This is a genomic window from Streptomyces sp. PL-29, assembly GCF_058344425.1.
Genome location: NZ_CP136996.1, coordinates 4,013,955 through 4,035,250 on the forward strand (window position 1 = coordinate 4,013,955; position 21,296 = coordinate 4,035,250).

The window sequence follows — 21,296 nt, forward strand, 5'->3', positions numbered from 1 at the left end:
TACGAGGACGGGTGGGTGGGGGAGGGGCCGGGGCGGGCGGTCAGGAGGGCAGCAGCCCCTGGTGGGCGATCTCCAACGTCTCCACGGCCGCGGCCGAGTTGGCGGGGTCGAAGGACGGCCCCTGCCAGCGCACCGGAACGATCCCGAACACCTGCCAGCTGATGATCCGGCTCAGATCGGGCCGCAGCGCCACGATCTCCCCGTCCTTCGGCTCGACCCGCCGCAGTGTCTCGTCGAGCCAGCGGCCGATCTTCGCCGTGTCGGCGGTGACGGGCCGGGTGAGAGTGATGTTCGACCAGGTCACGCGGCCGGGCAGCTGCCAGGTGAAGCCGTTGTTGCCACCCTCGGCGTAACTCTCCATCTCGACCTCGGCGCCCATGCCCGAGCAGGTGTGGAAGGCGCCCAGGTCGTTGCCGCCGATCGCGAGCCGGAAGAACACACTGGTCGCGAAGATGTTGTCCGTCATCGGTGTGTCGTCATCCGTTTCTCGTTCGTCAGTGTTCTCAGCGGCGCCCGTCGAAGGGCCGGCCCGCGCGTTCCCGGCCGCGCCGCAACTCGGTGCGCAGGAGGCGCGCGACCGGGTCGAGCAGACGTCGTGCCAGTTCGTCCAGATCGAGGTCGCCGCCGCCGTGGGGTGCGGCTTCGCGTCCGCCGCCGGGTCGGGCGGCCGCGGTCGCGGTCGCGGTGGGACCGGTCCGGCCCGTGTCGCGCTGTACGGGGGGCGGCGGGCCGGGCGCCGGAGGGCTGGGCGGCGGAGCGGGGGCGGCCGGACCGGGTGCGGACGGACCGGGGAGGGCCGTGGGGGCCGGCGCCCCGGGCCGTACGACCGGCACGGAACCGGAGGCCGGAGCGGCGGGTGCCGACTGGACCACGAGCGGGGGCGTGTACGGGCCGGTCACGGGCAGGAGCGCCGCCGCCGTCCTGGCGGGGGCCGCGGCCGACACGGGCGCCGGGCGCACGGCCGGTGCGGTGGGTGTGGAGCGGCCGGTTCGGCCGGGGGCGGCGGGGGCGGCCGTACCGGGGGCGGGGGCCGCGGCACGCTGGACCTGCTGCGGGGCGGTTGCCGACGGGGCGGACCAGCGCGCCGGGACCACAGGCCGGCCGGCCGTCCGAGGGGCGGCGGCCGGCGCGCTGCCCATGCCCGCCACGTCACGGGTGCCGAGGGCGAGGGGCCGCGCCGCCAGCAGCTGGAGGGACGGGGGTGCATCGGGCGTCGCCCGCTTGCCGACGGCTCGGGCGGCGACGAGCGGGACCGGACCCGGCACGGGGCCCGAGCGAGGCGGGGTGGCGGTGGTCCGCTGGATGCCGCCGCGGTGCGAGCCGCCCCCGTCCGGCGGGGGCGCGTGGACCGCCGGCGCCTGTGGCCGCGCGGCGGCCCGGGGCGCGGCTGCGCTCCGCGGCAGCGCGGGAAGGGGCGCCCCCAGACCCGGGCGTCCGCGCGGCACGGACCGATCCGCGGGTACCGACCGATGCTGCCCGGCAGGCGCGTCCGCCGTGCGTTGCAGGGTGGGCATGGCGGGGGTGGTTGCTGCCGGGCCGGTGGTGGGGTTGGTGTGGGGCGTGGCGGTCGGTGTGGCGGTGGGGGGGAGTTCGGTGAGTGGTGCGCCGAGTGGTGCGCGGGTGCGCATCGGCTTTTCCGGTGCCGGTGCCGGTGCCGGTGCCGGAGCCGGCGTGGTTGCGGTGGGTGTTGCCGGTGCGGTGGTGGGTTCGGTCTGGCGTTGCACCACGGGCAGGGCGGGTGCGGCGTTGGGGGTGGTGGGTGTGGCCCGGGGGGCTGTCTCGGTGGGTGGGGTGCCGAGCGGGGCGCGGGTGTGCGGGGGTTCGTTCGTTGCCGGGTTGCCCGTGGTGGGTTCGGGTCGGCGTTGCAGGGTGGGCATGGCGGGGGTGGTTGCTGCCGGGCCGGTGGTGGGGTTGGTGTCGCGCGCTGCGGTCGGTGTGGCGGTGGGGGGGAGTTCGGTGAGTGGTGCGCCGAGTGGTGCGCGGGTGCGCATCGGCCTTTCCGGAGCCGGAGCCGGAGCCGGAGCCGGTGTGGTTGTGGTGGTGGGTTCGGCCTCACGCTGTACGACGGCCGGTGCCGGGGGCGTTGGCGGTGTGGCCCGGGGGGCTGTCTCGGTGGGTGGGGTGCCGAGCGGGGCGCGGGTGTGCGGGGGTTCGTTCGTTGCCGGGTTGCCCGTGGTGGGTTCGGGTCGGCGTTGCAGGGTGGGCATGGCGGGGGTGGTTGCTGCCGGGCCGGTGGTGGGGTTGGTGTGGGGCGTGGCGGTCGGTGTGGCGGTGGGGGGGAGTTCGGTGAGTGGTGCGCCGAGTGGTGCGCGGGTGCGCATCGGCCTTTCCGGAGCCGGAGCCGGAGCCGGAGCCGGTGCTGGCGTGCTTGCGGTGGTGGGTTCGGCCTCACGCTGTACGACGGGCGTGGCGGGTACGGCGGCCGGTGCCGGGTTGCTCCCGGTGGGTGTTGCCGGTGCAGTGGTGGGTTCGGTCTGGCGTTGCACCACGGGCAGGGCGGGTACGGCGGCCGGTGCCGGGGGCGTTGATGGTGTGGACGGGGGCGCCGACTCGGTGGGAGGCGTGCCGAGCGGGGCGCGGGGCTGCGCCCGCTGGACCGGCGCACCTGGGCCGGCCACGGGTACGGCGGGGGGACGGACAGCGGCCACGCGGCGCTGCGGTGTGGCAGGGACGCGGGCGACGGTGAGCGTACGCCCGACCGGGCGCGGCCGGACCGCGGGGGTGCGGGCGCTGCCGGGAGTTTCCTCGCCGGTACGAGCGGGCCGGCGGGCCGCGGCCGCCCGTGCGGGGGTGGCGGTCCGCTGGGCGGGCGGGCCGGACATGCCTTCGGCGGCGGAAGACCCGGGGACCACGGCGATACGGCGGACCACGGGGAACGGCGTGGGCGGCGCCGTCCGGGCGGGCTCGGCGGCCCGCTGCACCGCGGGCGCGGATGCCTCGGGTACGGCTGCGGAAGGCGTGGATACCAGGCCCCTCGTCCCGGCTGCAGACCCGGCCGCGGAACCCTTGACCCGCGGCCGTAGGGGGGTCGGTGACACGGCGTTCGCCGCGGACCCGGACCCGGACCCGGACCCGGACCCGGATCCGGACCCGGATCCGGACCCGGACCCGGACCCGGACCCGGATCCGGACCCGGACGCGGGCTTCGGAGCCGCGGTCCGGTCCGAGGTCCCCCGGGCCCCGGCTCGCGAGACAACCGGGCCCGGTGCGGCGGCGTCCGGCTGACGGTCCGCACCCGGCTTCGGTCGTGCGGTGTCCGGGCGCCCCGGGCCCGGTGCGGCGGCGCCGGGCCCGGGGCGGCGCGAGACCTGCGGGGTCTCGCGCACGGGCCGCGCCTGCTCGGGCTGATGGCCAGCACCCGGTTCGGTGGGCTCGGTCGGCTCGGTGGGCAGCGCCCGGAGCAGCAGCGGCCCGCCGCCGCTGTGGGTGGGACGGGCGGTGGCGGGGCGGGCGACCCCGCGGACGAGTCCGGCCGGGGCGGACGGCAGGAGCCCGTGGGCGAGGCCCGTGTCGAACGACGGGTTGCGCCACGCGGCCAGGCCGGAACGGAAGGCGAGTCCGTCGCTGACGCCGGTGACCGAACGCGAGACGGTCAGCACGGGCGGTGCGGTCATCCGCCAGCCGCCGTCCCAGTCACCGGGTGCGGCAGCGCTCCGCGCCGCCGCACCCGGTGCCGACGTGCCGGCGCCGGTCACGGAGTCCGGCGCGGCTTCCGGCAGGGATTCCGGCACAGCGGCGCGTCGACGCAGCCTGTCCCGCCATGCCATTTTCTCAACCGCCTTCGTTCACACGGGTGTTGATTCGAGCTATCTCGGTGACCCAGTCCTGGCGCTCGCCGTGGGTCAGGTCGAGGATCTCGTCGCGCCGCCAGTGGAAGTGGTAGGCGATGTACGCGATCTCCTCCCGGAGCCGGGGGAGCGCGTACGTCACGATTCCCCCAGGCGCCCACCGGAGAGGTCGACCTCGAAGCCGCCGTCGCAGTGTGGGCAGGTGACCGCCGCGCGGGTGTGGCCCTCGCTGTTGACGCGCCGGTAGAAGTCCTGGAGGAACGCCACGTCGGTCGCGTACATCCGCTCGACGACCCCCGCGTGCACGTCGGTGATGGTCCCAAGCCGGGTGATCACCTGGCTCAGCAGCACCACACTCAGGTAGGCCGGGTTCTCCTTGACCCGCAGGTCGATCTGCGGGCGGAGTTCGTCGCGTGCGGTGGCCAGGCGCATCGAGCCGTGCCGGTGCACCGTGCCCGCCTCGTCCACGTAGCCGCGCGGTAGTTCGAACTCGAACTCCGTGCGCAACCCGTGGTCCTCACGGGGGGCCGGAGCGGCGGCGGCCGGGGGCGCCGCCGCCTGCTCCGGGGCTTGGGTGGGCGCCGTGACCTGGAGGATCTCCTCCAGGCTGCCCGCGGTCACGGTACGGCGCCTCATTCGACGATGATCTCCTCGAACACGATGGTCACGGACTCGGTGGCCGCGGCGGACTCGCCGGCCTTGAGGGAGGGGCCCTCCCACTTGGAGGCCCAGCCCTGCATCAGCTGGATGCGGCGGATGGTCGCGCCCGTGGAGTCCTTGATCTCGATCGTGAGGTTCTGCCGCGCGGTGTCGACCGCTCCGTTGTTGAGGGTCTCCTTGATCCACTTGGTGAACTCGCTGCTCTTGTCGAGTCCTCGGGTGATCGTGACCTCGCCCGCCTGGCGCGCGCCGGGCTGCTTGCGGATGATCTGCTTGCCCTCCGCGCTGACCTGGCGGACTTCGACGACCTCTTCCTCGACGGTCAGGCCGCTGATCTCCTGGATCGATTCGACCAGGTAGCCGCCGAGCTGCACGCCGAAGATATGGGTGGAAAGAGCATCGCCCTCTGCCATGACTGTCCTTCACCTTTCCTTGCTGCTGGTGCTGTCGGCCCTGCGGATGCCGCCGGTGCCGCCGCCCCGGAGGGTCACTCGTCGACGAGGCTGGTGCTGTCGGAGAACTGGGCCAGCCGGAACACCACGAACTCGGCGGGCTTCACGGGCGACACACCGATCTCGCAGACCACACGGCCCTGGTCGATCGACTCCTGCGGGTTGTTGTCCCGGTCGCACTTCACGTAGAACGCCTCCGCCGCCGTGCGGCCGAACAGCGCGCCGCGGCGCCACTCCTCGGTCAGGAACGCGGTGACGTTGCGCCGGATGCTGGACCAGAGCCGGTCGTCGTTCGGTTCGAAGACCACCCACTGGGTTCCCAGGAGGATGGACTCCTCCAGGTAGTTGAAGAGGCGGCGCACGTTCAGGTAGCGCCAGGCCGGGTCGGAGGAGAGGGTGCGCGCACCCCAGATCCGGATGCCGCGGCCGGGGAAGGCGCGTACGCAGTTCACGCCGATCGGGTTGAGCAGGTCCTGCTCGCCCTTGCTCAGGCGCAGTTCCAGGTCCACCGCGCCGCGGATGACCTCGTTGGCGGGGGCCTTGTGCACGCCGCGCTCGGCGTCGCTGCGCGCCCACACTCCGGCGACATGGCCGCTCGGCGGGACGGTCGTGTTGCGGCCGGAGGCGGGGTCGAAGACCTTCACCCACGGGTAGTAGAGGGTGGCGTAGCGGGAGTCGTAGCCCGCGTCGTCGTTGCGCCAGGTGCGTACCTGCTGCGCGGACAGGCCGGGCGGGGTGTCCAGGACGGCCACCCGGTCGCCCATCTGCTCGCAGTGGGAGATCACCGCGAGCTGTACGGTGCGCACGCCCTCGGCGTCGATCTCGCCGCGCTGGTAGGCGCTCATCAGGTCGGGCACCGCGACCATGGTGATCTCGTCGATGGTCTCCAGGCCGGCGAAGCCGGTGCGGGCGCCCGCGTCGCCGACGTACTCGGCCGGGTCGAGCCGGGACACGGCCGCCTGGCCTGTCGCGGCCGCCACGGGGCCCGGCGCGTCGGGCAGGGCCACGGTCTGGCCGGCCGGCCGGGTCTGGGTGGCGGACCGCTGCTCGGTGACCTCGATCAGCTTCGAGGCGCGTGCCTGGGTGACGAGGTAGCCCTTGACGTTCTTGCGGGCGGAGGCCTCGTAGGTCTCGGCGATCTGCTCGCCCTGGCGGACGAGGAGCTTGAAGCGGTCCTCCGGCGGGTTGTCCCCGTCGGCGTCGGCGATCTCGACGGACACACCGGCGATGCCCGGGCGTGCCGTGATCAGGAAGCCGCCGAGCTCGACGGGCTGCGCGGCGCGCGGCGGCGGTACCGATCCCGCGGCGGCCGGTGCGGAGGCGTCGGCGGTCGGCCCGCCGATGCGGACGACGTACGCGGCGCCGCCGCCGTTGGCGAAGTAGCCGTAGACCGCGTGGGCCAGGTAGGAGCCCTCGGTGAAGCCACCGAAGTGCTGTGCGTACTGGTCCCAGTTGGTGACCAGCGTCGGTTCGTGGAAGGGCCCGCTCTGGGCGAACCCGACGAACGCGGCGACGGCGGTGCCGACCCCTTCGATCGGACGAGCACCGGACTGCACCTCCTCCACGTACACGCCCGGGGTGAGGTACGTCGGCATGCTCGCTCCTTCGACACGGATCGGCTATCGGTTCCGGTCACAGCCTTCCGCGCGACGACGGCCGCCGGCAGGGGCGTTCGGGCCTGGTCAGGGGCAAGCGCGCTGCCCTTCCGGTCTCCTCCCGGCGGGCCGTCCAGGCAGCCCGCCCGCCCGCTCGTCCGTCCGGACCGGACGCCCGGACAGTCCGCCCGGACAGTCCGTCCGGACCGCCGACGGGTCACACGTCCGCGACCTGCCCCAGGTACGGTCCGAACTCACCCTCCAGGACCAGGCGTCCGAGCTTGCGGTACTCCTGGGCGACGGCCGTCATCACCTGGCCCATCGTCAGTGGCCCCCCGGCCGCTGCCGCGAAGTAGGCGGCCGTCACCGCGCAGGCCCGGATGGATCCCCCGGCCAGTTCGAACCGGTCGGCGCAGAAGCCGAGGTCGACGTCATCGGCCCGGGGCACCCGGTCGCCCAGGCAGCGTTCCCACAGGGCCCGGCGCTGTGCGGCGTCGGGCACCGGGAAGTCCGCGATCACGTCGAGGCGGCGGGTGAACGCCTCGTCGAGGTTGGCCCGCAGATTGGTGGTCAGGATGGCGATGCCGTCGAAGGACTCCATCCGCTGGAGCAGGTAGGCCGACTCCATGTTGGCGTGCTTGTCGTGGGAGTCCTTCACGTCCGAGCGCTTGCCGAAGATCGCGTCGGCCTCGTCGAAGAGCAGTACCGCGTTCACGGCCGATGCCTCGGTGAAGATGCGTTCCAGGTTCTTCTCCGTCTCGCCGACGTACTTGTCGACGACCGTGGACAGGTCCACCACGTACAGGTCCATGCCCAGGTCGGCGGCGACCACCTCGGCCGACATGGTCTTCCCGGTGCCGGAGGAGCCCGCGAACAGCGCGATCACCCCGCGCCCGCGCCCTCCGCCGGGCCGCATGCCCCACTGCCCGAGCACCTGGTCGCGGTGGCGGGCACGCACCGCGAGCTCACGCAGCCGGCGGTGGGTGGGCGCGGGCAGGACCAGGTTGTCCCACCCCACGGCCGGCTCCACGCGGCGGGCGAGGCGGGCCAGGCCCGCGCCGTTCTGGGCGCGTACGGCGGTCCGCAGGTCGGCGGGGGAGACGGGGCGGCCGTCGAGAGCGGCGGTACGGGACGCGGTGTCTGCGGCGCGCCGCAGTTGCCCGGCGTCGAGGCGGTGCGCGGACACGGACCGGGCGAGGGCCGCCGCCCCGCCCGGACCGCTCCCCGCGTCCGGACCGCTCCCCGCGTCCGCCGCGTCCGTACCGCCGTGCTCCGCGGCGGCCCGTTCCAGCGCGTGCCGCCAGCGCACGGCCTGCCGGTCGGGGGAGGGGGCCGCCACCGTCAGGGAGACGGGGGTGGCGGCCGCCCAGGAGGGCTCCCAGCCGCTCGTGCCGTACGTGAACAGCGGGATGCCGCGCAGCACCGTGCACAGGGTGCGCAGGACGTGGGCCCGCTCGCCGGGCTGGTCGGGCAGCGCCTCCAGCGGCCCGAGCAGCACACCGGCGCCCAGCAGCCTGGCTTCTCGGGCGGCGGCGCGGGCCAGAAGGGGCAGGGCGCCGGCGTGGTGCGCCAGCGCCACGGGGTCCAGGACCAGGGGGCGCAGCCCGCGGGCCCGCAGTGCCGCGGCGGCCAGGCCCTCGGGGTCTCCGCCACGGGTACGCAGGTGGACGTGGCCGGTCCCGTTCCCGGCCGCTGCGGCGGCCCGGTGCAGTTCGCCGGGGTCGACGGCCGGGTCGTCGGCGGCCGGGCCGAGCACCTCGGCCAGTCGCCGGTCGGGCGCGGTGCCACCGAGCAGGTGGGCGGTGACCCGGTCCGGGACGGCCAGCACCCGGGAAAGGGGCGGCCGTTCGGGCTCGGTGACCTCCAGCAGGCCGCCTGCGACGAGCGGTGCCTCGGGGGAGAGCCGGAAGCGCGCGGCGGAGAAGTGGCCGTGCCCGCACAGGTCGAGGGCGAGTCCCACCGTCGGCCGACGGCGCGTCAGGTCGTCGTTGAGGTAGCCGTAGAGCCGCTCGAACCGCGCGTCCAGGTCCGGGGCCAGCGCGACCAGCAGCAGATCCACGTCCAGGGGATCCAGCCCGAAGCGTGCGACGAGGATGCCGAGCGGTGAGCCGGACGGCGGCGGGTCGACCGGTGCGGGCAGGGGCAGACCGGGGCCGCGCTCCTCGTCCAGGATCCGGACGGCGGCCTCGGGCGTGAGGTACTGGCCGCGGAAGGGGTCGTCCGGGTCGGGATCGACGGCTCGCCGGAGCTCCACGGACTGCCGGACCCGTTCCTCGACGAGCCGGAGCCGTGCCCACAGGTACGGGAACCCGTCGCCGCGCTCCGGGCCCGGGCCTCGTTCCTGTTCCGGGGCCCGTTCCTGTTCCGCAGCCGGGTGAGGGGCCGGGGGCTGGAGGGTGTGCGTCACGGCTGGCGTTCTCCTCTACGGCGGCGGGCGGGGGCCTTGGGCCGTTCCCGGGAGCCGCCGAAGCCCTCCGGTCCCGGCCCGCCCAGTTCGACGTAGCGCAGCCGGCGCGGGCTGCCGTCCCCGTCCGGCCCTGCCTGCGGTACGGAGTCCACGACCAGGCCCTGGGTGACCGGCGGGGCCGTGAGCTTGCTGATCCCGGCCAGCGGGGCCTTCACGCGCAGCCCGAGCGAAGGCTTCAGCTCGCCGCCGAGCGCCGACCACACGTCGGAGGCGGCCGGCGCGTCCATGCCGGTGCCGCCCGCGTCCACGTCCACGAGCAGGCCGAGGTCGGCGAGGGTCCCGGTGAGCAGGCGCGGGGGCAGCGTATCGGTGGTCACGAGGCAGGAGAGCACCTGGGACAGCAGCCGGTGCTCGTCCTGAGGCCTGCTCGCCCAGGCGGTGACCAGGTACGTCAGCTCGAACCAGCGCGGCGGGGTGCGGCGCGCGACGACGAACCCGTCCGCGTCGTACACCTCGCCCCCGCCGCTGCCGCGCCGGGTCGGGTCCTCCCGGATGTCGTACAGGAACACGCAGACGGTGGGCGCGCTGCGACGGGCGGCCCAGTCGCGGGTCGGCGCGTCGAAGACGACCTCGACGCCCGACGCCTCCAGACCTGATTCCGCGAGCAGCCGCCGCAGCCCTTCGTCGACCTCGTGGATCACCGGCGGCTCACCTCGTCGGGCGGCTGCACCGTGCCGTTGACCACGAGGAAGTCGGTCTGCACCGGAGAGAATCCGGGGCCGCTCGCGGTGATGACGCGCGGGCCGGTCTGGTCCTTGGCGAGGATCAGCAGCTGGCCGATGAAGGTGCCGTCGGCCTGGGGGACGGTCGGTGCCGCCGCGGCCGTGATGCCCGGCTTCCACGCGAACCGCACCGGCGCGCCGGGCGGGAAGTCCTCGCCCCGTACCGAGGTGACGAAGCCCGGCTTGCCGATCGGCGGGACCGCGACGATGCGCGGCTGAAGGATGCGCAGCTCCTGCTGTGCGGTGTTGTCGCCCGGGTCGGCGTCCGTGCCGGTCGTGGTGAGGTGCGCGGTGACCTGGCCGGTGAGCGCCTTGTCCGGGCTGAGGACGACCCGCAGCACGTTGCTGGCGCCCGGAGTCAGGTCCGGCAGCGCGCACGTCCAGTTCCGGTCGCAGCCGGGCGGCGGTCCGTCGTGGGGGATTCCCCCGGGCAGCCCGATGCGCAGTCGCAGGCCGGTGGCCAGGGCGTCGCGACCGTTGGCGACCGTGACGGTGACGACGACGCGGCCGCCGACGTAGCCGGGGTTCGGCTGTGCGGTGATGCTCACGCCGGGGCCGGCCTGGGGTGCGGGCGGCAGCGGCGCCGGAGCCGGCGTCGTGGGCGGCGTCGTGGGCGGCGTCGTGGGCGGTGCCGGTGTCGGGGTGGGCGGAGTCGGCGTCGGCTCCGGGGTGACGGGGGCCTCGCGCACCGGCACCACGGTCCGGCCGGCATTGTCGCTGGGGCGGGGGTCGAGGACGGTACCGGTGACCGACCACTCCACACTCTGGTCACCGGGGGTGACACCGGTCAGGGTGACGGTCACCGGGACGGTGGTACCGGGCGTCACGATGCCCAGCGCGCAGGTCAGGGCTGCCGCGTCGCAGGTCGCACCGGGTGCGGTGAGCGCGGTGATGCTCACGCCGAGCGGAGGCGCGACGGTCAGCCGGGTTCCGGGGGAGGCCGCCGGACCCTGGTTGACGACGTCCACCCGGACGGTGGTCGAGCCGCCGACGGTGAGCGGCCCGCTCTTGCGGGGAGCCCGCACCGCGAGGTCCACCGACTGCTGCACACTGGGTTCCTTCTGACGGCCCGGCAGGCCGGTGACCAGCAGGTTGTGGGCACCGGTCGCGACGTTCACCAGCTTGAGCTTCTCCGGGCTGTTGGCGGCCCGGGAGCCGCGGCCGGTGACGACCAGGGACGTGCCGTCGGCGGTCCAGGCGGCGTCGCGCGGCTGGTAGGGGCCGTTGCCCGTGGTCTCGGGCAGTTCGCGGCCGCAGGCTCCCGGCTTGTCGCGGGCGGCGTCGGGCAGCAGGACCCGGCAGGTGCCGCCCGCCGGGGAGGCGAGCAGGATGCCGCTGCGTTCGTCGACGCGGCCGCCACCGTTCTTGCGGTTGAAGGCGATGGTGGTGCCGTCCGGGGAGAACGCGGGGCTGTCGTCGATGACTTCGCAGGCGCCGAAGCAGACGGTGGAGCTCAGGTCGCGCTGCCGGTCGAGGTGCTCCACGGGCACGGTCCAGATGTGCTTGTTGCCGCCGTGGCCGTTGATCACCAGGTTGCGCGTGAAGGCGAGCGTCGTGCCGTCGGAGGACCAGGTGGGCTGGGCGTCGCCGCCCTTGGGCTGTCCGGCGGGCGGGACGACCTCGCCGCGGATCGCCCCCGTCGCGGCGTCCGCGATCAGGATGCGCCCGGGCCCGGCAGCCTGGCCGACGCCGCCGGGGGAGGTACGGGTGAAGGCGAGGTACCTGCCGTCGGGAGAGAACGTCGGGTCGGTGTCCCAGTCCCCGGGGGCACGGCCGGCGAGCGGCAGGACCGCGGCGTTGGCGCCGTCGGCGTCGACCGTCCAGATCCGCTGGATCCTGCTGCCCGGCGTGCCCTCGAAGCGGGTCACCACGATCCTTCGCCCGTCGGGCGTGTAGTTCTGCCGCTCCGTCCACGGGTCGAAGCCGGGGCCGGGCTGGAACAGCGGGTCCTTGGCCGGGTCGGTGTTGGTGTCGGCCGCAGGGTCCTCGTTCAGGATGGTCAGGTTGAGGTCACGGGGGTCGGAGCCGTCCGTCCGTGCGTCCTGCAGGGTCACCACGTGCGGGCCGCCCGCCGAGATCCGCTCGACGACGGCACCGCCACCCTGGAGGGGGCCGAGCCAGGTGGGCGAGCCGACCTCACGGTCCTCGCTGTACACGAGCTTCGGCGTGTCCGCCGCATGCGCGGGCACCTGGAAGACGTGGTCCCAGTCGCCCTTGCAGTCACAGGTGCGGTCCGGACTGACGAAGAGCAGACCGTCCCCGTCGGGCAGCCACGCTGCCCCCCGGGTCCGCCAGCCGGCCTGGGCGCCGGACAGCAGCTGACCGTCCACGCGCCCGTTCGTCCACCGCAGGCGGGGCCCGGAGGACCCGGTGGCGGTGTAGGCGAGCACGTCGCGATGGGCCGCGTCGTCCACCGGGTTCCACACGGGCTCGGTGGCCGGGCCGTTCGCCGGGTCGGTGAGTCGGGTGGCGGCGCCGCCGCGCAGGGGGCGTACGTAGACCTGCGGTCCGGCGGCCCGGTCGCTGTCGGAGGAGTACGCAAGGCGTGCGCCGTCCGCGGAGACGGTGGGGTGCTCCTCGTTCGCGGGCGTGTCGGTCAGGCGGGTCAAGCCGGTGCCATCGGTGCGCACGAGCCACAGGTCGCGCTGGACGCCCCCGGCCGCGGCGCGCTGGGCGGAGTCGAAGACGACCGACCGCCCGTCGGGGGTCAGCCGGGGGTTGCCCGCGTCCATGCCGCCGGTCAGCCGGCGGACCGATCCGTCCGCGGACCGCAGGTAGACCTGCGGAGTCCGCTCGTCGCGGCGGCTCGCGAAGACGAGCTGGTCGCCGAGGGCCGAGGGCTGGACGTCGAGGTGGACCGGCCCGTCACCGAACAGCGGGGTACTGGCGTCGGTCGTGCCGTCCGCCACCCGCCCCAGGCTGCGGTGGCGCGTACCGGCGTACGCCACCCGGCCACTCCCGGCGTCGGCCGCGAGGGGCTGAGCCCCGGCGTCGCCCGGTCCGGCGGCCGCCGTCGCCGCGAGCAAGGGCGCCAGCAGCAGCATCGACGCGCCGGCCCTCCCCCAGCGGTGTCGCCGACGGCCGGACCCCTCCGTGCCCCTCACGGCCCACCTCACAGTCCGGTCCCGCATCCTGCCTGTCACCCCGCCACCCTGCCGGTCCGGCCGCGCGGACCGGTAGGGCCGCGCGGCCGGACCCGGGGGAAGCGCCGTGTGCGCTTTCGGGCAGTGCCGGGAGGTCAGATCAGACCGTTGCGCAGGGCGTAGCCGACCGCGTGCGTCCGGTTGCGTAGTTGCAGGCGCGTGATGACCTCGTGCAGCACGTTCTTGACGGTCCGTTCGGAGTACGAGGTCTTGCGGGCGATCTCCGCGGTGTCCAGCCCTTCCGACACCAGGCGCAGCATGTCCGCCTCGCGCGACGTCAGCGTGGAAAGGGACACCGAGCGCGGGTCGAGAGCCGAGCGCTGGAGGCTGCCCATGTGGTCGAGGAGCTTGGCCAGCAGGTCTCCGGGCAGCACCCCCTCGCCGTTCGCTATGGCCAGCACCAGCCGCAGGAGCCGGTCCTGGTCTGCCTCGGCGCGCCGGAGCACCGCGCTGACCCCGCACTCGATGGCACGCTGCAGCGCGTCGCCCGACTCGAAGGTGCCGACCACGAGTCCGGTGCGGGTGTGGGGGTTGTGCCGCAGCCGGTACAGCAGGGCTGCGGTTTCGTCGTCCACGCTGTCCACGGTCACGAGCGACACCTGCGCAGCGTCGGCCTCCGCGTCGGGAACGAGCTCGATCTCGGGTCGCTGGCGCAGCTGGTGGACGACCCCGACGCGCAGGATCGGGTCGGAGGCGTACACGGCCACCGTCACCCGTCGACCGGTTCTGCGAGCAGAAGCAGAAGCAGAAGCAGAAGCAGAAGGGGCTGGGGCTGGGGCAGGGGCTGGCGCAGGGGCCTGGGCGGGGAGCCGGGATATGCCGGTGCCGGAGGTGTGGATGATGCCGTTGTCATCAGCGCAGCGCATGTGTCGTACCTGTTCCGTGATGCGTCGTGGGGTAACGGAAGTGGCCGGCCCGGTCGGATCTCGACGTTGAGGTCCAACCGATGGCCGTGCAGGAGGAGTTGGGAAAGTCTGCGGGGGCACCGGGACTGCCCGGGGCCTTGCCCCCGCGTCCGTGGTGGTGTGCGTGGCGGCGGCCGTAGCGTCGTGGCGTGACATCCCCAGCTGCATCTCCCAGCCCTGGCGCGCCCGTCCTCGACATCGAGCCGGTGTCGGTGATGCCGGGCGGTACCGCCACCACGAGCCTGACCGTGCGCAACGACAGCGACATCGTCGAGGCGTACCGCCTGGAAGTCGTCGGCGACTGCGCTGCCTGGACCACGGTGGAACCCGAGCGCGTCTCGCTCTACCCGGGCACCTCGGAGACGGTGACGATCCGTCTGGCGCCGCCCCGTTCCTCCCAGGTGCGGGCCGGGGACGTGCCGCTCGCCGTACGCGTGCTGCCCACCGAGCAGCCCGAGGCCGTGCGGGTGCCCGAGACCACCGTCCACGTGGAGGAGTTCCGGGAACTGCGCGCAGAGAGCGCTCCCAAACGCCGCCGCGGATGGCTGCGCGGGCGATACCGCATCGCCGTGCGCAACGAGGGGAACGCCCCGGTGAAGGTGGGCTTCACGCCCGCACAGCCCGGCGAGGAGCTGAAGTTCGACGTCGCCCCGCCCACGCTGAAGCTGGAACCGGGCGAATCCGCCGAGGTGGTGCTGAAGGTCCGCACCGGCAGCCCGGTGTGGTTCGGATCCCCCGTGACCTGGCCGTTCACCGTGGAGGTGGCCGAGACGGGGGAGGCCGGGGAGGCGGGGGACGCCGGCGGGGCCGGGCCGCGTCCCGAGCGCGAGGGTGTACGGGCACCGCTTGAGGTGGAGTTCGTCCAGATCCCGGTCTTCCCGACATGGCTGCTCGCGGTCCTGGCCGCGCTGCTCGCTCTGCTCCTCGCCTGGTTCATGCTGGTGCGCCCCGCCGTGCGCAGCACCGCGAAGGAGGCGGCGGCCGAGGCCGCCAGGAACCCGGAGCCCGCGGCGGACGGGGCGGGGCAGAACCCGGTGGCCGGCGGCGGCAAGCAGCCGGGCGGTGTGGGTACCGGCCAGGGTGCGGCGAAGGGCGGCCAGCCCGGGGCGGGTGGCGGTGGTGGCTCCGGTGGCGGAGCCGGCGGCGGTGGCGGCGGGCTGCAGAGCTCGGCCACCATCGACCTGCAGACCGGCGGCGGCCAGAGCAAGACCGGGTCCTACACGGTGCCCGCGGGCAAGGTGTTCGGGATCACGGACCTCGTGGTGGCCAACTTCCAGGGCGACGAGGGCGTGCTGACGATCGACTTCGGCGACCGCAAGATCACGACGATCGCGCTGGAGACGTTCCGCAACCAGGACTACCACTGGGTCACCCCCATCAGCATCACCGAGAGTCAGACTGTGACCGTCCAGGTGACCTGTGCGAAGCCGGGCACTCCGGCCACCGGCCGTCAGGCCCAGGAGTGCCACGAAGTCCTCAACGTGAGCGGTGTGCTGAGCGACCTCAGGTGACCCGAGCGGGACGGACATAGTCCGTCAGGCTCGCCCAGGAGCAAAGCGGACCCGTCCCGGTCCGTCCGGAAAGTGCCTACCGGACGGACTGGTGACGGGTCGTCTGCATTCCCGTGTTCCGGTGCGGTTGCGCCGTTCCACGGCTATTGCGCGGCTACTGGGCGGTAGCGGGGCAGTCGGCAAAACATGGCCGGTTTTTGACTATCGCGCCCGGCTCGTACCCGGATTGGGGCGGGGTCGCGCCCGGTTCGTGCCGGGTTTCACGATCGACGGCTCCGCACCCCGCCCGGACCGTGGCAGCGGGCGACGTCGTGCTCCGGTCCGGTGTGCACCGCCCGGGCTCGGGAAGAGACGGCGGTCAGGGCCAGACCAGGCAGTAGGGCTGATGCCCCGCCTCGTGGAGACGGTGGCTGAAATCCTGCCACTCGTGGAGCAGCTGGTAGACGTTGAAGGCGTCGCTCGGGCCGCCGCGGTCCGGGACCGTGGACCAGATGAAGGCGGCGGCGCCCACGGACTCCTCCCCGATCCCGCGGAGCGGGTCGACCACCGTCGTCGGGAGCTTGACCACCGCGTAGTCGGGGTGGAGGACGACCAGTTCCAGCGGCGGCACCTTGTGCAGGGGTATGCCCTCGATGCCGGTCAGCACCATCGCGGCCATCGTCTCTGGCTTGATCTTGGTGAAGAGGCCGCCCATGCCGAGCTCGTCCCCGCCGAGTTCCTCCGGCCGCATCGTCACCGGGACCCGTGCCGCCGTCGCGCCGTCGGGGGCGCCGAAGTACTTGTAGGTCACTCCCATGCCGCGGCCCCTGGGCGCGTCCTCGGGCGGCGTCGCGGGCTCCGGCACGGCGTCGGCCGCCTCGGTGGCGCGCCTGCGGTGCCTGCCCCGGCGGCGGGCCTCGCGGGCTTCGCGGGCGCGCTGCGGGTCGAGGCCGTCCGTACCCTCGCCCGGTCCACCACCGCGTTGCATATCTCCACCCGACTGGTCTTGCTCGTCCCGGCCCCGCGGCCCCCGCCACGCAGCCTGATCATCATGGCAGTGACCTCCCCCGCGGCGACGCGGTGAAACGCCCGCCCGCAAGTCTGTCGCAGCCTCTGAGACCATGGCTGGTGTGAGCTACCCGTACCCGTATGAAGCCCCAGTTTCGCAGACGCTCTTCGAGCGCGCCTCCCTCGTGACCCCCGGCGGCGTGAACTCTCCCGTGCGCGCCTTCCGCGCCGTGGGCGGTACGCCCCGGTTCATGGTGTCCGGCACCGGTCCGTACCTCACGGATGCCGACGGTCGCGAGTACGTGGACCTCGTCTGCTCGTGGGGGCCGATGATCCTCGGCCATTCCCACCCCGAGGTGGTCGAGGCCGTCCAGGCGGCCGTCGCACGCGGCACCTCCTTCGGTACACCCGGTGAGGGCGAGGTGGCGCTCGCGGAGGAGATCGTGGGGCGCATCGAGCCCGTGCAGCAGGTGCGCCTGGTGTCCTCCGGGACGGAGGCGACCATGTCGGCGATCCGGCTGGCACGCGGCTTCACCGGTCGCGCCAAGGTCGTGAAGTTCGCCGGCTGCTACCACGGTCACGTGGACGCCCTGCTGGCCGCCGCCGGTTCCGGGCTGGCCACCTTCGCGCTCCCGGACACCCCCGGTGTCACGGGTGCGCAGGCCGGCGACACGATCGTGCTCCCCTACAACGACCTCGAAGCGGTCCGGGCGGCCTTCGCCGCGCACCCCGGCGAGATCGCCTGCGTGATCACCGAGGCGGCGCCCGGCAACATGGGTGTGGTCACCCCGGCCGAGGGCTTCAACCAGGGGCTCGCGGACCTGTGCCGCGAGAACGGTGCGCTCTACATCTCCGACGAGGTCATGACGGGCTTCCGCACGTCCCGCGCCGGCTGGTACGGCGTCGACGGGGTCAAGCCCGACCTGATGACCTTCGGCAAGGTCATGGGCGGCGGCTTCCCGGCCGCGGCGTTCGGCGGCCGCGCCGACGTCATGGGCCACCTCGCCCCCGCGGGCCCCGTCTACCAGGCGGGCACGCTCTCCGGAAACCCGATCGCCACCGCGGCCGGCCTCGCGCAGCTGCGGCTGCTCGACGCGGCCGCGTACGAGAAGGTCGACGCCGTCTCGGCGGAGATCCAGGGCCTGGTCGCCGGGGCGCTCGCGAAGGAGGGTGTGGCGCACCGCCTGCAGACCGCGTCCAACATGTTCTCGGTCTTCTTCACCGAGGACCCGGTGCGCGACTACGACGACGCGAAGAAGCAGGAGAGCTTCCGCTTCAACGCGTTCTTCCACTCGATGCTGGCGCAGGGCGTCTACCTGCCGCCGTCCGCCTTCGAGTCCTGGTTCGTCTCCACCGCCCACGACGAGAAGGCGATCGAGCGCGTCGCGGCAGCCCTGCCGGCCGCCGCCCGAGCCGCCGCGGAGGCCACCGCATGAGCACCGACGGCCGCGACGCGACGTCCGACATCACCGTCGTGCACCTGGTGCGCCACGGTGAGGTGCACAACCCGGACGGGGTCCTGTACGGGCGTCGCGAGGGCTACCACCTCTCCGAGCTGGGCCGCCGGATGGCGGACCGGGTCGCCGAGCACCTCAAGAGCCGGGACATCGCCTACGTGGTGTCCTCGCCGCTGGAGCGGGCCCAGGAGACGGCCGAGCCGATCGCGAAGGCCCACGGCCTGGACCTGGCGACGGACGCCCGGCTGCTGGAGGCGGAGAACGTCTTCGAGGGCAAGACCTTCGGCGTCGGCGACGGCGCGCTGCGCAAGCCCGGCAACTGGAAGCACCTGACGAACCCGTTCAAGCCCTCCTGGGGCGAGCCGTACGTCGAGCAGGTGGTCCGGATGATGAGCGCGCTGGAGGCCGCGCGCGACGCGGCCCGCGGCCACGAGGCGGTGGCGGTCAGCCACCAGCTGCCGATCTGGATCGTGCGCAGTTTCGCGGAGAAGCGCCGGCTGTGGCACGACCCGCGCCGCCGCCAGTGCACCCTCGCGTCCCTGACGTCCTTCACCTTCCAGGGCGACAAGCTGGTGTCGGTGGGCTACAGCGAGCCGGCCCGGGACCTGGTCCCGGCCCACCTGCTGGCCGGGGCGAAGCCGGTGAAGGGCGCTTCCAAGGCGTTCGGAGCCTGATCGGGCAGGACGGGACGGGGCAGGACCGGGTCGGACCAGACCGGATCGGGACGGTCCCGTCTCCGGGTCCGACGGTCCGTTACGGGCCGTTACAGATCTGTCTCATTAAATACAAGATGCGCGGGAATCACCGTGTCAGCACACATGTCCGGTCGGCTTGTCCGCTTATATGGACTTTCGGTCGGGGCGTGTTGACGACGATGGGGACGGTGACATGCGCGACATCAGGGGAGTCAGTCGGAGGGGGCTGCTGGGACTGGGACTTGGCGCCGCGGCCGCGATGGGAGTCGCCGGCTGCGGACTGCCCGGCGTGTCCGGTCCCGGCGCTCCCGGGCCCGCGAAGGACCCGGGGCCCGGTGGGAAGGCGCCCGCCAGGCCCATCGGTGACGGTTCGACGGCCGACACCGGACCGCAGCCCCACCAGCCCGACCCGCCGGTGCCCCTCCAGCCGGGCGAGACTCCGCCGCAGTTCGTCGTCTTCAGCTGGGACGGCGCGGGGGAGGTCGGCAACGGTCTCTTCCCGCGCTTCCTGAAGCTCGCCAGGGACCACGGCGCGGCCATGACCTTCTTCCTCTCCGGCATCTACCTGCTGCCCGAGTCGAAGCGGCACCTCTACCGGCCGCCGAACAATCCCGTCGGAGCGTCCGACATCGGCTACCTGAAGGACGAGAACGTCCGTGCCACCCTCGGCCACGTCCGCGAGGCATGGCTCGACGGGCACGAGATAGGCACGCACTTCAACGGACACTTCTGCGGGGGGCCCGGCTCCGTCGCCCGCTGGACCCCGGAGGACTGGCAGAGCGAGATCGATCAGGCCGTGTCCTTCGTCACAAGCTGGCGCACGAACACCGGGTTCACCGATGCGGAACCGCTGCCCTTCGACTATCGCAAGGAACTGACCGGCGCCCGCACCCCCTGCCTCCTGGGCCGGGACAACCTCCTGCCGACCGCCCGGAAGCTGGGCTGGCGCTACGACGCCAGCTCGCCCGGCGGCCTCCAGGTATGGCCCGTGCGCAGGTCCGGCATCTGGGACCTGCCGCTGCAGTCCCTGCCCTTCCCGGGGCACTCCTTCGAGGTGCTGTCGATGGACTACAACATCCTCGCCAACCAGTCGAAGAACACCACGAGGGGTGCGCCCGCCCACTACCCGGCCTGGCGCACCCAGGCCACCGCCACCTATCTCGGCGGGTTCCGCAGGGCCTACGAGACCAACCGCGCCCCGCTCTTCATCGGCAACCACTTCGAGGAGTGGAACGGCGGCATCTATATGGACGCCGTCGAGGAAGCACTCAAGGGCATGGCGGACAAAAGGGATGTACGGCTCGTGTCTTTCAGGCAGTTCACCGACTGGCTGGAGGTCCAGGACCCCAAGGTGCTCGACCGGCTGCGCGCCCTCGGCCCCGGCCAGTCACCCGCCGGCGGCTGGAACGCATACCTCGCCGCCGCCTGAACCACCACCTGACCAGGGCATTGACAACCGGCCGGGGGGTGCGGAGGATCCGCGAATTGCTCATGCGAAACTTTTCACATGAGCCTTAGCCGCGCCCCCCGACGCCGCTCACCCGGCGGCCGCGCCCTCCTGCTGACCGCAGTGACCCTCACCGGCGCCCTCGCCCTCACGGCGTGCAGCGGTACGGACAGCGGCAAGCCGACCGGCAGCGGCGGCAACTACGTCACGGGCGAGAGCGGCATCTCCACCGCGGCCAAGGGCGAGCGCGCCGAGGCCCCCAAGCTCGACGGCGAGACCATCGACGGCAAGACCCTCGACACCACCGCCCTCAAGGGCAAGGTCGTCGTCCTCAACGTGTGGGGCTCCTGGTGCCCGCCCTGCCGCGCCGAGGCCCCGTCCTTCGCGAAGGTCTCCAAGGAGCTCGCCGACGCCGGCAAGGACGTCGTCTTCGTGGGCATCAACGTCCGCGACAACAGCAAGCAGAACGCCGCCGCGTTCGAGGAGACCTTCAAGGTCCCCTACCCGAGCCTCTACGACCCCGACGGCAAGCTGCTGCTCCGCTTCCCCAAGGGCAGCCTCAGCCCGAACGCCATCCCGTCCACGCTCGTCCTGGACAAGGAGGGCAGGATCGCCGCGCGCACCCTGGCCCCCCTCAGCGAGGAGCAGCTGCGCTCAATGATCGACCCCGTCCTCGCGGAGGGGTGACCCCGTGGTCGAGTACGTCCTCGCCGCCGAGGCCACGGGTGTGAACGAGACGGTCCTGAACGGCGCACTGCTGCTGGCGCTGCCGATCGCGCTCCTCGCGGGGCTCGTCTCCTTCTTCTCGCCGTGCGTCCTGCCGCTGGTACCTGGTTACCTCTCCTACGTGACCGGCGTGAGCGGAGCGGACCTCGCCGAGGCCCGCCGCGGGCGGATGCTGGCGGGCGCGCTCCTGTTCATCGCCGGCTTCACCGCGGTTTTCGTCTCCACCGGCGCGCTCTTCGGCTACTTCGGCCAGACCCTGCGGGAGAACAACGAGATCATCTCCCGCGTCCTGGGCGGGGTGGTGATCCTCATGGGCCTCTTCTTCATGGGAGCGATCCCCGGCCTGACCATGCGGGAGTTCCGCTTCCACCGCAGGCCCACGGCGGGACTGCTCGGCGCGCCGCTGCTCGGCGTGCTCTTCGGAGTCGGCTGGACCCCCTGCATGGGCCCGACCCTCGCGGCCGTCAGCACGCTCTCCCTCGACCAGGCGAGCGCCGGCCGCGGCGCGCTGCTCACCGTCGTCTACTGCCTGGGCCTGGGCTTGCCCTTCGTCCTCGCCGCGATCGCCTTCCGCAAGGCGCTCGGTGCATTCGGCTGGGTGAAGCAGCACTATGCATGGGTGATGCGCATCGGCGGCGGCATGCTGATCGTCACCGGCCTGCTGCTCGTCACAGGTTGGTGGGACAGCATCGTCACCGACATGCAGAGCTGGACCCAAAGCTTCACGGTGGGGATCTGAGG

At 73.4% G+C, this 21,296-nt stretch carries 17 protein-coding genes; 6 read left to right on the forward strand and 11 right to left on the reverse strand.

Annotation, left to right across the window (positions count from 1 at the left end; genetic code table 11):
- Nucleotides 1–40 precede the first annotated feature (40 nt).
- From R4Z63_RS18445 to R4Z63_RS18490, 10 genes are all read right to left on the reverse strand, one after another.
- Nucleotides 41–466, reverse strand: coding sequence for a phage tail protein (locus tag R4Z63_RS18445; protein WP_030710062.1), 426 nt, complete (start codon nt 464–466; stop codon nt 41–43).
- 37 nt (nt 467–503) lie between these two features.
- Entirely contained in the window at nt 504–1,445 is a 942-nt protein-coding gene (locus R4Z63_RS18450; protein ID WP_491522561.1) for a hypothetical protein, read from the reverse strand.
- 2,326 nt (nt 1,446–3,771) lie between these two features.
- Nucleotides 3,772–3,930, reverse strand: a complete 159-nt coding sequence (locus R4Z63_RS18455) for a DUF6760 family protein (RefSeq protein WP_167344733.1) — start codon at nt 3,928–3,930, stop codon at nt 3,772–3,774.
- Nucleotides 3,927–4,424, reverse strand: coding sequence for a zinc-ribbon domain-containing protein (locus R4Z63_RS18460; protein ID WP_037918765.1), 498 nt, complete (start codon nt 4,422–4,424; stop codon nt 3,927–3,929). The genes R4Z63_RS18455 and R4Z63_RS18460 overlap by 4 nt, the downstream gene beginning before the upstream one ends.
- Nucleotides 4,421–4,861: a phage tail protein gene (locus R4Z63_RS18465; protein WP_030031999.1), complete on the reverse strand. Its 441-nt coding sequence runs from the start codon at nt 4,859–4,861 to the stop codon at nt 4,421–4,423. The genes R4Z63_RS18460 and R4Z63_RS18465 overlap by 4 nt, the downstream gene beginning before the upstream one ends.
- 74 nt (nt 4,862–4,935) lie before the next feature.
- Nucleotides 4,936–6,495 carry a phage tail sheath family protein gene (locus R4Z63_RS18470; protein ID WP_384446300.1) on the reverse strand — a complete coding sequence of 520 codons (1,560 nt, stop codon included), beginning with the start codon at nt 6,493–6,495 and terminating at the stop codon, nt 4,936–4,938.
- 217 nt (nt 6,496–6,712) lie between these two features.
- Entirely contained in the window at nt 6,713–8,902 is a 2,190-nt protein-coding gene (locus R4Z63_RS18475; RefSeq protein ID WP_384446302.1) for an ATP-binding protein, read from the reverse strand.
- Nucleotides 8,899–9,603, reverse strand: coding sequence for a Pvc16 family protein (locus R4Z63_RS18480; RefSeq protein WP_384446304.1), 705 nt, complete (start codon nt 9,601–9,603; stop codon nt 8,899–8,901). The genes R4Z63_RS18475 and R4Z63_RS18480 overlap by 4 nt, the downstream gene beginning before the upstream one ends.
- Complete coding sequence (locus R4Z63_RS18485; protein WP_384446306.1) at nt 9,600–12,728, reverse strand: hypothetical protein; 3,129 nt, start codon at nt 12,726–12,728, stop codon at nt 9,600–9,602. The genes R4Z63_RS18480 and R4Z63_RS18485 overlap by 4 nt, the downstream gene beginning before the upstream one ends.
- A gap of 194 nt (nt 12,729–12,922) precedes the next feature.
- Complete coding sequence (locus R4Z63_RS18490; RefSeq protein WP_384446308.1) at nt 12,923–13,693, reverse strand: helix-turn-helix transcriptional regulator; 771 nt, start codon at nt 13,691–13,693, stop codon at nt 12,923–12,925.
- A gap of 188 nt (nt 13,694–13,881) precedes the next feature.
- Between R4Z63_RS18490 and R4Z63_RS18495 the strand changes: the two genes are divergently transcribed.
- Complete coding sequence (locus R4Z63_RS18495; RefSeq protein WP_384446310.1) at nt 13,882–15,243, forward strand: COG1470 family protein; 1,362 nt, start codon at nt 13,882–13,884, stop codon at nt 15,241–15,243.
- Nucleotides 15,244–15,601: 358 nt separating this feature from the next.
- Here the strand turns inward: R4Z63_RS18495 and R4Z63_RS18500 are convergent, their stop codons facing one another.
- Nucleotides 15,602–16,210: a hypothetical protein gene (locus R4Z63_RS18500; protein WP_078556091.1), complete on the reverse strand. Its 609-nt coding sequence runs from the start codon at nt 16,208–16,210 to the stop codon at nt 15,602–15,604.
- Nucleotides 16,211–16,343: 133 nt separating this feature from the next.
- On the opposite strand from R4Z63_RS18500, the gene hemL reads away from it, so the two are divergent.
- From hemL to R4Z63_RS18525, 5 genes are all read left to right on the forward strand, one after another.
- A complete protein-coding gene (gene hemL / locus R4Z63_RS18505; protein ID WP_384446312.1) occupies nt 16,344–17,666 on the forward strand; it encodes a glutamate-1-semialdehyde 2,1-aminomutase in 1,323 nt (440 codons plus the stop codon).
- A complete protein-coding gene (locus tag R4Z63_RS18510) occupies nt 17,663–18,361 on the forward strand; it encodes a histidine phosphatase family protein (RefSeq protein ID WP_037918777.1) in 699 nt (232 codons plus the stop codon). Before hemL ends, R4Z63_RS18510 begins: the two co-directional genes overlap by 4 nt.
- 214 nt (nt 18,362–18,575) lie before the next feature.
- Nucleotides 18,576–19,811: a polysaccharide deacetylase family protein gene (locus R4Z63_RS18515; RefSeq protein ID WP_370466482.1), complete on the forward strand. Its 1,236-nt coding sequence runs from the start codon at nt 18,576–18,578 to the stop codon at nt 19,809–19,811.
- A gap of 78 nt (nt 19,812–19,889) precedes the next feature.
- Complete coding sequence (locus R4Z63_RS18520) at nt 19,890–20,516, forward strand: TlpA family protein disulfide reductase (protein ID WP_384446315.1); 627 nt, start codon at nt 19,890–19,892, stop codon at nt 20,514–20,516.
- A 4-nt stretch (nt 20,517–20,520) separates the two neighbouring features.
- Complete coding sequence (locus tag R4Z63_RS18525) at nt 20,521–21,294, forward strand: cytochrome c biogenesis CcdA family protein (protein WP_384446317.1); 774 nt, start codon at nt 20,521–20,523, stop codon at nt 21,292–21,294.
- Nucleotides 21,295–21,296: the final 2 nt, after the last annotated feature.